Below are 11,617 nucleotides of genomic sequence, written 5' to 3' on the forward strand. Positions count from 1 at the left end.
TAGCGGCGCCGGTCTCCCACGAGGGCGCGGCGTTCTTGGCGGCCGCCGAGTCGGTCTCCCACGACGGGGCAGAGTTCTTGCCGGCCACGGTCTCGTTGCCCTTGACCGCCTGCGCGTCCTCGCCGGCCTCCTCGACCGCCTCGGCGGTCTGGGCCGTCTCGGCCTCGCTCGGGGCCTGCGGGGTCGCCCCCTTCGCGTCCTGGCCCTCGGCCGGAGCCGGGACGGCGGTCTTGGGCTCGGCCTCGGCCTGCTCCTGCGCCTCGGTCGTGCCGGACTTGGCCTGGGCCGGGGTGGCCTCCTTGATGGACGCCAGCAGCATCTGCGCGACGTCGACCACCTCGATCTCCTCGGACGCGCCCTCGGACTGCTTGGCCGTCAGGCCGTCGCTGAGCATCACGCGGCAGAAGGGGCAGCCGACGGCGATCCGGTCGGCGCCGGTCGCGATGGCTTCCTCGGTGCGGTTGAGGTTGATGCGCGAGCCGAGCTGCTCCTCCATCCACATGCGGGCACCGCCGGCGCCGCAGCAGAAGGACTTCTCCTTGGAGCGCTCCATCTCCTTGAGCTCGACACCCGGCAGGGCGGAGATGAGCTCACGCGGCGGCGCGTAGACGTTGTTGTGGCGACCGAGGTAGCACGGGTCGTGGTAGGTCACCGACGGCGCCGACGAGGCGACGTCCTTCAGGCTCGACTTGCGCGGGCCCTCGGGGCGGTTCACCGGCACGATCTTCTTCTCGCGGACGAGGCGGTTGAGCAGCTGCGTGTGGTGCAGCACCTCGTACTTGCCGCCGAGCTGCGGGTACTCGTTCTTGATCGTGTTGAAGCAGTGGGCGCAGGTGACGACGATCTTCGTCGCGCCGACCTCGTTGAGCGTCTCGACGTTCTGCTCCGCGAGCATCTGGAAGAGCACCTCGTTGCCGGCGCGGCGAGCGGAGTCGCCCGTGCAGGTCTCGCCGTTGCCGAGGACCGCGAAGTCCACGCCGGCGTGGTCGAAGAGCTCGGCCACCGCACGCGTCGTCTTCTTGGCCCGGTCCTCGTAGGCGCCGGCGCAGCCGACCCAGAAGAGGTAGTCGACCTCGTCGGCGGACTCGACGTCCTCGCCGAGCACCTTGACGGCGAAGGGGAGGTCCTTCGCCCAGTCCATGCGCGCCTTGGCGCCCATGCCCCACGGGTTGCCCTTGGACTCGAGCTTCTTGAACAGGCCACCGAGCTCGCTCGGGAAGGCCGACTCGATGAGGTTCTGGTAACGCCGCATGTCGACGATGTGGTCGACGTGCTCGATGTCGACGGGGCACTGCTCGACGCAGGCGCCGCAGGTGGTGCAGGACCACAGGACGTCCTCGTCGATGACGGCGTCCGGGCCGTGCGGGTTGTACGCCGACAGCGGGTGGTCGACGTCGTAGCCGGTCTGGCCGACGAGGGCCATCTCGGCCCAGTTGATCGCGTCGGGCTCGGCGGTGGCGACGGACCCGTCGGTCTGCCTCGGAGCGCCGGCCAGCGCGACCGCGCCGTGGGCGGTCTGCGATCGGGCGCCACCCGAGGAGGAGAGGACGCCGGAGGTCCCGTTGGCGGCGGCCAGGTACGGCGCCTTGGCGTGCGCGTGGTCGCGCAGCGTCATCATCAGCAGCTTGGGGGAGAGGGGCTTCTCGGTGTTCCACGCGGGGCACTGGCTCTGGCAGCGACCGCACTCGGTGCAGGTGGAGAAGTCGAGCAATCCCTTCCAGGTGAAGTCCTCGACCTTGCCCACGCCGAGGGTGGTCTCCTCCTCCATCTCCTCCATGACCTCCATGGAGAAGGGCTTGCCCTCGACCAGCATCGGCTGCAGCTCACCGAGCGAGGTGCGGCCGTCGGCGTGGCGCTTGAAGTAGATGTTGAAGAACGCGAGGAAGCGGTGCCACGCGACGCCCATCGTCGGGTTGATCGAGATGGTGATCATCCACGCGTACGAGATGAGCAGCTTGATGAGCGCGACGACGACGATGCCGGCCTCGAGGGCGCCGACGGACATCCCCGAGAAGAGCGACCCGAGCCACCCGGTGAGCGGGAAGTGCAGTAGCGACGCGTGGTCGGTCTCGCCGGTGTTGAGCAGCAGCGCCCGCTCGAGGCCGCGCAGCAGCGCGATGCAGATGCCGACGCCGAGGATCGTCAGCTCGACGTAGTAGGCCTGCCAGAACGTCGAGCCGAAGAAGCGCGACCTGCGGCCGTCCTCCCCGTCGGCGGAGCGCGGGTGGTTCTTCTGCCGGATGACCATCAGCATGACGATCGTGACGATGCCCGTCACCGCGAAGAGCTCGGTGATCCACTCGTAGAGGAAGAACGAGCCGATGATCGGCAGCACGAAGTGCGGGTCGAAGAGCTGGACCGTCGCCTGGACGAGCGTCAGGAAGAGCACGCCGAAGGAGATCATCGTGACCCAGTGGGCGATCGCCACGACGGGCAGCCGCGCCATGCGGGTGTGGCCGAGGAACTCCCGGAGCAGGGTCGCCGTGCGCGTGGCCGGCTGGTTCGTCCGCTCCTTGGCCGGAGTCGGTGCTCCGAGCTTGAAGACGGACAAGAAGTGCTTGACGGCTCGAGCGAGCAGGCCCCATCCGACGATGGTGACCCCGACCCCGAGGATGATCGCGACGATCTGGAGGGCAGACATGGGGGGGAGTCTAGGTCGCGCGGGGCCCGCAACAGCCTTGAGGTCGTGCGGCCCTCGTCACCTCGCGCGGCCCCGGCTCGGAGGCGGGAAGGGGGGCGCACCCCTTCCTGAGACCCCCTTGCGACCATGGATAACGCGATGTTGGAATATCCATAACACCTCGTTCGTTTTTCCGGACGAGCAGCCGCGGTCGCCGCGGCTCACTGACCATCCGATGGAAGGACCCGCGTTGCCCATCTACGAAGACGCCACCAAGCTCGTCGGCCGGACCCCCCTGGTGCGGATCAACCGCATCATCGAGTCCGAGGCCACCGTCGCCGCGAAGCTCGAGTTCTACAACCCGGCCAGCTCGGTCAAGGACCGCATCGGCGCCGCGATCATCGACGCGGCCGAGGCCTCCGGCGAGCTCAAGCCCGGCGGCACGATCGTCGAGGCGACGTCCGGCAACACGGGCATCGCCCTGGCGATGGTCGGCGCGGCGCGCGGCTACAAGGTCGTCCTGGCCATGCCCGAGACGATGTCCAAGGAGCGCCGCGCGCTCCTGCGCGCCTACGGTGCCGAGCTCGTCCTCACCGAGGGCCCCAAGGGCATGAAGGGCGCGGTCGAGAAGGCCGAGGAGATCGCCGCCGAGCGCGGCGCGGTCCAGGCCCGCCAGTTCGCCAACGCGGCCAACCCCGCCATCCACGAGAAGACGACCGGCCCGGAGATCTGGGAGGACACCGACGGTGAGGTCGACATCCTCATCTCCGGTATCGGCACGGGCGGCACCATCACCGGCGCCGGCCGCTACCTGCGCTCGAAGAAGTCCGACGTCGAGATCATCGCCGTCGAGCCGGCCGAGTCCGCGATCCTCAACGGTGGCGCTCCCGGCCCGCACAAGATCCAGGGCCTCGGCGCCAACTTCGTCCCGGAGATCCTCGACACCGAGATCTACAACGAGGTCATCGACATCGACGCGCCCACGGCGATCGACTGGGCGCGCAAGGCGGCCACCGACGAGGGCCTGCTCGTCGGCATCTCCTCCGGTGCCGCCCTCGCGGCCGCCGACCAGGTGGCCCGCCGCCCGGAGAACGCCGGCAAGACGATCGTCGTCATCATCCCGAGCTTCGGCGAGCGCTACCTCTCCACCCCGCTCTTCGAGGGTCTCGTCGACTGACCGTGGACGCCCACCTGCCGATCCGCGCCACGATCCGTGAGGATCTCGTCGCGGCCATGGAGCGCGACCCCGCCGCGACCTCGCGGTGGGTCGTGCTCCTCACCTCTGCCGGTCTGCACGCGATCTGGTTGCACCGCCTCGCCCACCGCTGGTGGCTGCGACCCGGCTGGAAGTGGCCCGCCCGGCTCCTCGCCTACGTGTCGCGATCGGTGACCGGGATCGAGATCCACCCGGGTGCGCACATCGGTCGACGCTTCTTCATCGACCACGGGATGGGTGTCGTCATCGGCGAGACCGCGATCGTCGGTGACGACGTCATGCTCTTCCACGGGGTGACCCTGGGCGGCACGTCCGGCAAGCGGGTCAAGCGCCACCCGACGCTCGGCGACAAGGTCATGGTCGGCGCCGGCGCGAAGATCCTCGGTGACATCCACGTCGGCAGCAACGTCAAGGTCGGGGCCAACTCGGTGGTCGTCAAGGACGTCCCGACCGGGGCCGTCGCGACGGGCATCCCGGCGCAGTACCGCTTCCCCCAGCTGGAGGCCGGCGGGCCGAGCGCCGAGGAGCTGTTCTACGCGGACCCGGCGATCTTCATCTGATCCTCCGCAGCACGACGAAGGGGGGATCGCACCCGGCCGGTGCGATCCCCCCTTCGTCATGCCCGGACGTGCGTCAGGACGGCGTCGGCCCCTCGCCGAGCGGGTAGGTCGACGGGCCCTCGAGGTTGCTCGCGACATCACGGTGGGGGTCGCCGGTGATCTTGGCCGCGCCCTCGCGCATCTTGTCGCCAGCGACCGAGGCCGCGGAGCTCACGGCGTCGAGGGCCGCGGGGGCGGCCTTGGTCCTGGCGGTGTGCTTGGCGGTGGCCACCTGGCTCTGCACGGGTTGCGACTGCCACGCCCTGCTCGCCCCGGCGCGGATCTGCTCGTACCGCTCCCGGCCGGCGCGAGCACCGAGCACGTATCCGACGGCGGCTCCCAGGAGGAAGGAGATCTTCGACATCTGACGTCCTTTCGATCTGTTGGTCGGCTTCACCACCGACACTACCCACTGGGCCCATGGCCTACCGTGGTCTCGCTCGCCGGGGTCCCCGGCGGCTGGAGGGCTCGCATAGTGGCCTAGTGCGGCGGTCTTGAAAACCGCTATGGCGGCAACGTCATCGTGGGTTCGAATCCCACGCCCTCCGCGCGCTCGGCTCACGCGGGGACGTCCACGTCTGCGCGATGGGGTGAGGAGGCCGGGGCTAGGCTGCGCGCGTGAGCGCCCGACCCGTCCTCGTCGTCCTCAACGGACCCAACCTCAACCTGCTGGGCGAGCGGGAGCCGGAGATCTACGGCTCGCAGACGCTCGCCGACGTCGAGGCCCTGTGCCGCGCGCGCTGCGAGGAGCTGGGCTGGGAGCTCGACTTCCGGCAGACCAACCACGAGGGCGTGCTCATCGACGCGATCCAGGAGGTCCGGCGCTCGTGCACCGGGCTCGTGCTCAACGCTGCCGGCTGGACGCACACGTCGGTCGCGATCCGGGACGCGCTCGCCGCGGTCGTGGCCCCGGTCATCGAGGTGCACATCTCCGACGTCCACGCGCGCGAGGAGTTCCGCCGCCACTCCTACATCAGCGACGTGGCCGACGAGGTCATCGTCGGGCGGGGCGTCCAGGGGTACGTGGACGCCGTCGACGCGGTGGTCCGGCACCGCTCCTGAGACCCTTCGTGCAGATGCCCTGTGGCCGAGGACATGCTCCTGCGCTCTTTTGCTGGTAGCGTCCATGTCGTAGTTGCACAACAGAACTTCTCGCACGATGCATTTGGGTGCGGCCGCCAGCCGGACCCACAGTATTACCAGAGGCGTGTACCTCTGCCGAGGGGAGCTTTGCAGCTGGCACAAGGTACCGCGACCTGCGGGACCGGATTGTTCAACAGGAAAGAAGTTTCACCTCATGGCACAGGGCACCGTTAAGTGGTTCAACGCTGAGAAGGGCTTTGGCTTCATCGCCCAGGACGGCGGAGGCCCCGACGTGTTCGTTCACTACTCCGCGATCGACACGACCGGCTACCGGTCGCTCGACGAGGCGCAGCGCGTCGAGTTCGAGATCACCCAGGGCCCCAAGGGCCCGCAGGCCGAGCGCGTTCACCCCGTCTGATCGACGCGATGACGCACGACCTGATGCGGTGACAACACCGCTTCGTCGAAGGGCCCTCACCGGATGGTGGGGGCCCTTCGCACGTCGGGGCCGCTATCGTGGCGCTGCGATGAGCACCGACGGACACGGCCCCCACCCCACCCGCGCGCAGGTGCGCCGGGCACGCCAGGCTCGTCGGGCAACCTTCCGCCGCAGGGGGCTCGTCGCCTCGGGAGCGGTCGGCGCACTGGTGGCGGCCGGTGGCCTCACGGTCGGCCTGCAGCTGAACAACAACATCACCCGGGTCGACATCGCCAAGGGGTCCGCGCAGCGGCCCGCCGACGTCGACAGCGCGATCAACCTGCTCGTCATCGGCTCGGACACGCGCGAGGGCCTCGGGACGACCGAGTACGGGGTCGGGACCGCCGAGGGTGGCCCCCGCTCCGACACCAACCTCCTCGTGCACATCTCCGCGGACCGCTCGTCCGCATACGTCATCTCGATCCCGCGCGACTCGATGACCAAGGCGCCCACGGATTGCGACGACCCCGCATCGACCGTCGCCGACGGCGAGGTCCGCCGGTGGAACGACAACTTCAACCAGGGCGGACCGGCGTGCACGGTCAAGACCCTCGAGGGACTCACCGGGATCTACGTCGACCACGTCGCGGTCATCGACTTCAGCGGCTTCCAGTCGATGGTCGACGGACTCGGCGGCGTCGAGGTCTGCCTGCCGGAGGCGGTGGACGACCCCGACGCCCAGATCCATCTCGAGGCCGGCCGCCAGCGCCTGGAGGGCAAGGAGGCGCTGGGCTACGTGCGCATGCGCAAGTCCCTCGGCGACGGCTCCGACCTGCAGCGCATCAAGCGGCAGCAGGCCTTCATGTCCTCGATGGCCCAGGAGGCCACCGACACCTCGCTGCTGCTGCGCCCCGACCGTCTCTACAGGTTCCTGAATGCCGCGACCCGGTCCATGACCGCAGACGACCGCCTCGGGCTTTCCCGCCTCACGTCCATCGCGACCAGCCTCAAGGACCTCGGCACCGACGAGCTCGTCTTCGTCACCGTGCCCACCGAGCCGTACCCCGCCGATCCCAACCGGGTGCAGTGGCGCGAGGAGGCCTCGGACGAGCTGTGGGCCGCGGTCCGCGACGACACCCCCCTGCCGGGCGCCGAGAAGAGGACGACGAAGCAGCGTCCGCTCACGGTCCCCCCTTCGTCCGTGGCCGTGAGCGTCGTCAACGACACCGGGGCGTCCGGGCTGGCCCGGCAGGAGGTCGCCGCGCTCGAGGTGCAGGGCTTCACCGCGACCGTCGCGGACCTCGCCCCGACGTCCGGGACGACGGGCGTCCTCGTCCGCCACGCGAAGGGGGACACGGAGTCCGCGCGCACCGTCGCCGCCGCGTACCCGGGCGCCAAGCTCAAGGTGGAGCCCGGGCAGCAGCGCGGCAGCGTCCAGGTGGTCCTCGGGGCCGGCTCCGGCCACGCCCGCGAGGTCCCGAACCGCCTCGGCGACGCACCGATCCCGGAGGCGACCGTCCGCGCGCCGGCCGCCCCGACCGCCGTCGAGACCCGGGCGGCGTCCGAGGACATCTGCGCCTGAACCGGGACCCGAGTTGGAGGCCCGACCGCCCGGCAGATACTCTGTCCGGGTTGTCTGGAGGCGTCGCCTAGTCCGGTCTATGGCGCCGCACTGCTAATGCGGTTTGGGCTAACCGCCCATCGAGGGTTCAAATCCCTCCGCCTCCGCAGCAGACGCAGCCCCCGGGCCCATCGGCGCGGGGGCTGCGTCGTCCCCTGACCCTCAGCCTGCGGGCAGCGAGACGGTGAAGACCGTCCGGCCCGGGCGGGACTCGACCTCGACCGACCCACCGTGGGCGCGGGTCACCGCCCGCACGATCGACAGCCCCAGCCCGGTGCTCCCGGACGCCCGCTGGCGCGAGTCGTCGCCCCGGGTGAACCGCTCGAAGACGTCGGGGCGCAGGTCCTCCGGGATCCCGGGTCCGTCGTCGGCGATCGCGACGAGCACGCGGTCCCCCTCACGGCGAAGGGAGGTCCGCACCGTCGTCCCCTGCGGCGTGTGGGTGCGCGCGTTGGCGAGCAGGTTGGCGAGGACCTGGTGGAGCCGGTCCCGGTCACCGACGATCTCCACCGGCTCCGACGGCAGGTCGAGCTCCCAGCGGTGTGCTGGGGAGGCCGCGCGCGCGTCCCCGGTGACGTCGAGCGCGAGCATCGTCAGGTCGACGCTCTCGCGCTCCAGCGGCCGCCCGGTGTCGAGGCGGGCGAGGAGCAGCAGGTCCTCGACGAGCGCCTGCATGCGCAGCGCCTCCGACTCGACCCGCGACAGCGCGTGGACCACGCCCTCGGGGACCGGTTCGGGCTCCCGCCGCGAGAGCTCGGCATAGCCGCGGATGGAGGCCAGCGGGGTGCGGAGCTCGTGGCTCGCGTCGGTGACGAACTGGCGGGCCCGCGTCTCCGACTCCTGCCGGGCGCGCAGCGCACCGTCGACGTTGTCGAGCATGGAGTTGAGCGCCAGCCCGACCTGCCCGACCTCGGTGCGGGGGTCGACGTCGGGGACGCGCTCGGCGAGCGAGACGTCGCCCGCGTCGAGCTCGAGCTCGGAGACCCGCCGGGCGGTGCCGGCGACCCGGTCGAGGGGCTGGAGGTTGCGGCGCACGAGGTAGGTGCCGCCGACCCACACGCCGACGAGCCCGATGAGGCTCGAGCCGGCGACGATGAGCACCATCGCGCGGACCGTCGTGTCGATGGGTCCGACGGGCACACCCGTGACCGCGGTCCACCCGTCGCGCGTACGCACGGACACGAGACGGTAGGGGCCGATGTCGCCGCCGAGGTCCACGGTGCTCGGCCGCGCCCCGAGGTCGGCGGCGTTGAGCCGGGCCACCTGCTCGGCGTCGAGCGAGTCGTTGGCCCCGCGCGTGTTGACGGCGTAGTTGAGCTCGTCACCGCGCTCGTCGACGACGACGGCACCGTCCCGCAGGACGAGGTGCAGCACCGCGTTGCCGCTGCCTGCGGGGGGCCCGCCGCTGGGTCCGGTGGGCAGCGGCGGTTGTGTCCCGTCGATCGCCCCGACGAGGCGTCCCGACGCGTCGCGCAGGTCCTGGTCGACCTGCTGGGTGAGGTACTGGCGGGCCGCGAGGCCCGTGAGGGCTCCGGTGAGGGCGGTGACCGCGAGGAAGAGCAGGAGGACCGAGGCGACGAGCTTGGCCCGCAGCGTCCAGCCGGCAGGGTGGCGCAGCACCTCGAGCGGAAGGGGCGTCACGACGCCGGCTTGATGACGTAGCCCGCGCCGCGCTTGGTGTGGATCATCGGCGCACGCCCGGCGTCGACCTTCTTGCGCAGGTAGGAGATGTACAGCTCGACGACGTTGGCCTGCCCGCCGAAGTCGTAGTCCCACACGCGGTCGAGGATTTGTGCCTTGGACAGCACCCGCCGAGGGTTGCGCATGAGGTAGCGCAGCAGCTCGAACTCGGTCGCCGTCAGCTCGATCTCGGCACCGCCGCGCACGACCTCGCGGCTGTCCTCGTCGAGGGTGAGGTCACCGACGACGAGCAGGGACGAGCCCTCGTCGGTGCTCACGGCCGTGCGGCGCATGAGGGCCCGGAGGCGGGCGACGACCTCCTCGAGGGAGAAGGGCTTGGTCACGTAGTCGTCCCCACCCGCGGTGAGCCCGGCGATGCGGTCCTCGACGGAGTCGCGGGCGGTGAGGAAGAGGACCGGCACCTCGGGCTCGTCGGCGCGCATGCGCCGCAGGACCTCCATGCCGTCGAAGTCCGGGAGCATCATGTCGAGCACGACCGCGTCCGGCCCGAAGTCGCGGGCCGCGCGGACCGCCTCGGTGCCGCTGCCCGCGGTCCGCACGTCCCACCCTTCGTACCGCAGAGCCATGGCGATGAGCTCGGTGAGGTTGACCTCGTCGTCGACGACGAGCACCCGGACGGGTGAGCCGTCGGGTCGGGTGAGCGAGGGCGCGGTCCGGGCGGTCATGGACCCATCCAACCGGGCTCGACCACACGCCCGCCATGCGTCCGCTGTGCATCTGCTGTGGACGAAGGGGGCCAGCAGCGCGCCGTGTGGCGCCGATTTCGCTGCTCGGCAGCGAGCAGGTACTCTCTTCACTTGTCGCCGAGCACAGCCCGGCGGAGAGCGCCCGTAGCTCAACGGATAGAGCATCTGACTACGGATCAGAAGGTTAGGGGTTCGAATCCCTTCGGGCGCACTCTGTGTTGAGACAGACGGAACAGGCCCTGCCAGCGGAGACGCGGCAGGGCCTGACTCGTTCCCGGGCCTCCGGCGGACCACGACGGCGACGGCCACTGACAGCAGCCGTGACAGCAACTGGGCGACTCGCCCCTGCTGGATCATCAGCCGAACACCCCGTCGAGAGCATCTGCCGCCGACCGCAGTGCCGAGGGCATGACGTGACCGTAGAGGTCCGTCGTCATGCTCATCTGGGAGTGGCCGAGGACCTCCATCACCACGCGCGGCGAGACCCCCTGCGCCAGCAGCAAGGACGCGCACGTGTGCCGGAGGTCGTGGAACCGGATCCGTCGCAGGCCGGCTCGAGCGATCGCCTCGTCGAGGAAGCGATTGAGATTGCGCGGCTCGATCATCGTCCCCTTCGACGTCGTGAAGACCAACCCCGCGTCGTGCCACGAGGTCGCTTCTGCTCGCTCCAGCTCCTGGGCCGTCCGATGCTGCCGAAGGGTGTCCACGAGCACCCGGGGGAGGGGCAGCGTGCGCCGACTGCGTGCCGTCTTCGGCGAGCCCCGTCACCAGACCCACACCCTTGCCGAGCCGCTGCACCGTCGCCCGAACGCGCAGCACGCCGACGTCGAGGTCGACGTCCTGCCACCGCAGGGCGAGCAGCTCTCCCTTGCGCAGTCCGAGGGCGACACCCACGGCGAAGAGGGGGCGCAGCCGGTGCCCCTCGAGCGAGGTCAGGAACTGACCTGCCTCGTCCGCGGTCCACGGGACGACCTCCTCCCGCTCGACGCGAGGTCCCTTGACCAGGGCCGCGACGTTGCGGTGGATCAGCTGATCGCGTTCTGCATCCGCAAGCATCGAGCGCAGCACCGCCCGGCTCAGCTGCACCGTTCGGGCCGAGACGCCGGACTCGGAGACAGCCAGCAGTAAGTTCCGCACGTGTTGCGGGGACAGCGCGACCAGCCGCTGACGCCCGATGTTCGGCAGGACATGCCGGTCGAGGACCCAGCGGTAGTTGCTGACCGTCGCGGGCTTGAGCCCCGACGACCCCAGCCGTTCGAGCCAGGACTGCGCGTACTGCTGCACCGTCACCTCGACGGGTGCGGCGGGGATGTGCTTCCGGTTCAGGCTGAGCAAGTCGGCCACCTTGCCGGCCACCTCGGCACGGGTCCTGCCGTAGACCTGTCGTCGCTGCCGGCCACCCTCGCGGTTCAGCACGTAGACCGCGCCGGTCCAGCGTCCGTCCTTGCGCTGGTAGATGGACCCTTCGCCGTTGGCCCGGCGGCTCATGCTCGGGACCACTCGTCGGAGACCGCGGCCACGTATTCGTGCACCGCGGAGACCGGGATGCGACGCAGTCGACCGATCTTCACGCTGGGCAGTCGGTTCATCCGGATCAGGTCATAGACCGCGGACTTTCCGACGTTCAGCACCTCGGCCGCTTCGGCCACCGTCATCAACAGCTTCTCTGTCAT

The 11,617-nt window shown here is 70.3% G+C and carries 12 protein-coding genes, 3 tRNA genes and 1 pseudogene; 9 read left to right on the plus strand and 7 right to left on the minus strand.

The features are described 5' to 3' along the window. The coding region (locus JT1_RS16350) for a heterodisulfide reductase-related iron-sulfur binding cluster (RefSeq protein ID WP_068329420.1) at window positions 1–2,641 on the minus strand (2,641 nt) is incomplete at its 3' end. A 229-nt stretch (window positions 2,642–2,870) separates the two neighbouring features. Between JT1_RS16350 and cysK the strand changes: the two genes are divergently transcribed. Together cysK and cysE are read left to right on the plus strand one after the other, a co-directional pair. Continuing rightward, window positions 2,871–3,797: a cysteine synthase A gene (gene cysK, locus JT1_RS16355; protein ID WP_068329422.1), complete on the plus strand. Its 927-nt coding sequence runs from the start codon at window positions 2,871–2,873 to the stop codon at window positions 3,795–3,797. Between the two features lie 2 nt (window positions 3,798–3,799). After that, complete coding sequence (gene cysE, locus JT1_RS16360; protein WP_068329426.1) at window positions 3,800–4,396, plus strand: serine O-acetyltransferase; 597 nt, start codon at window positions 3,800–3,802, stop codon at window positions 4,394–4,396. A gap of 73 nt (window positions 4,397–4,469) precedes the next feature. Here cysE and JT1_RS16365 read toward each other — a convergent pair whose 3' ends face one another. Then, window positions 4,470–4,799, minus strand: coding sequence for a hypothetical protein (locus JT1_RS16365; RefSeq protein WP_068329428.1), 330 nt, complete (start codon window positions 4,797–4,799; stop codon window positions 4,470–4,472). Between the two features lie 97 nt (window positions 4,800–4,896). On the opposite strand from JT1_RS16365, the gene JT1_RS16370 reads away from it, so the two are divergent. The 5 genes from JT1_RS16370 (at window position 4,897) to JT1_RS16390 (ending at window position 7,664) form a co-directional block, all read left to right on the plus strand. Continuing rightward, window positions 4,897–4,983, plus strand: a tRNA-Ser gene (locus JT1_RS16370). A gap of 70 nt (window positions 4,984–5,053) precedes the next feature. Continuing rightward, entirely contained in the window at window positions 5,054–5,497 is a 444-nt protein-coding gene (gene aroQ, locus JT1_RS16375) for a type II 3-dehydroquinate dehydratase (protein ID WP_068329430.1), read from the plus strand. Between the two features lie 235 nt (window positions 5,498–5,732). Continuing rightward, window positions 5,733–5,936, plus strand: a complete 204-nt coding sequence (locus JT1_RS16380; RefSeq protein ID WP_068329438.1) for a cold-shock protein — start codon at window positions 5,733–5,735, stop codon at window positions 5,934–5,936. A 109-nt stretch (window positions 5,937–6,045) separates the two neighbouring features. Next, window positions 6,046–7,518, plus strand: a complete 1,473-nt coding sequence (locus tag JT1_RS16385; protein WP_082807777.1) for an LCP family protein — start codon at window positions 6,046–6,048, stop codon at window positions 7,516–7,518. A 56-nt stretch (window positions 7,519–7,574) separates the two neighbouring features. Then, a tRNA-Ser gene (locus tag JT1_RS16390) sits at window positions 7,575–7,664 on the plus strand. 55 nt (window positions 7,665–7,719) lie between these two features. Here JT1_RS16390 and JT1_RS16395 read toward each other — a convergent pair. Then, the gene (locus tag JT1_RS16395) at window positions 7,720–9,198 is read right to left on the minus strand and encodes a sensor histidine kinase (RefSeq protein ID WP_255218352.1); all 1,479 of its coding nucleotides are present in this window, start codon (window positions 9,196–9,198) and stop codon (window positions 7,720–7,722) included. Beyond that, window positions 9,195–9,923 carry a response regulator transcription factor gene (locus JT1_RS16400; RefSeq protein WP_068329444.1) on the minus strand — a complete coding sequence of 243 codons (729 nt, stop codon included), beginning with the start codon at window positions 9,921–9,923 and terminating at the stop codon, window positions 9,195–9,197. Before JT1_RS16400 ends, JT1_RS16395 begins: the two co-directional genes overlap by 4 nt. A 159-nt stretch (window positions 9,924–10,082) precedes the next feature. Between JT1_RS16400 and JT1_RS16405 the strand changes: the two genes are divergently transcribed. Continuing rightward, window positions 10,083–10,155: transfer RNA gene (locus tag JT1_RS16405), tRNA-Arg, on the plus strand. Window positions 10,156–10,300: 145 nt separating this feature from the next. On the opposite strand, the gene JT1_RS16410 is transcribed toward JT1_RS16405, so the two are convergent. Next, window positions 10,301–10,657 (minus strand): tyrosine-type recombinase/integrase, encoded by a 357-nt coding sequence (locus tag JT1_RS16410; RefSeq protein WP_068329453.1) that lies wholly within the window; start codon window positions 10,655–10,657, stop codon window positions 10,301–10,303. Window positions 10,658–10,673: 16 nt separating this feature from the next. Here JT1_RS16410 and JT1_RS16415 point away from each other — a divergent pair, with 16 nt between their 5' ends. Then, entirely contained in the window at window positions 10,674–11,072 is a 399-nt protein-coding gene (locus JT1_RS16415; RefSeq protein ID WP_068329455.1) for a hypothetical protein, read from the plus strand. Between the two features lie 9 nt (window positions 11,073–11,081). On the opposite strand, the pseudogene JT1_RS19195 reads toward JT1_RS16415, so the two are convergent. Then, window positions 11,082–11,432: pseudogene (locus JT1_RS19195) on the minus strand (tyrosine-type recombinase/integrase); the annotation flags it as partial. Then, the gene (locus JT1_RS16420; protein ID WP_068329577.1) at window positions 11,429–11,617 is read right to left on the minus strand and encodes a helix-turn-helix domain-containing protein; all 189 of its coding nucleotides are present in this window, start codon (window positions 11,615–11,617) and stop codon (window positions 11,429–11,431) included. The pseudogene JT1_RS19195 and the gene JT1_RS16420, both read right to left, overlap by 4 nt.

The organism is Janibacter terrae NBRC 107853 (assembly GCF_001591405.1).
Lineage (GTDB): Bacteria > Actinomycetota > Actinomycetes > Actinomycetales > Dermatophilaceae > Janibacter > Janibacter terrae.

Coding starts and splice junctions, on each gene's coding strand:
- JT1_RS16365 (WP_068329428.1), bottom strand. CDS start 4,799: ATGTCGAAGATCTCCTTCCTCCTGGGAGCCGCCGTCGGATACGTGCTC.
- JT1_RS16380 (WP_068329438.1), top strand. CDS start 5,733: ATGGCACAGGGCACCGTTAAGTGGTTCAACGCTGAGAAGGGCTTTGGC.
- JT1_RS16385 (WP_082807777.1), top strand. CDS start 6,046: ATGAGCACCGACGGACACGGCCCCCACCCCACCCGCGCGCAGGTGCGC.
- JT1_RS16400 (WP_068329444.1), bottom strand. CDS start 9,923: ATGACCGCCCGGACCGCGCCCTCGCTCACCCGACCCGACGGCTCACCC.
- JT1_RS16420 (WP_068329577.1), bottom strand. CDS start 11,617: ATGACAGAGAAGCTGTTGATGACGGTGGCCGAAGCGGCCGAGGTGCTG.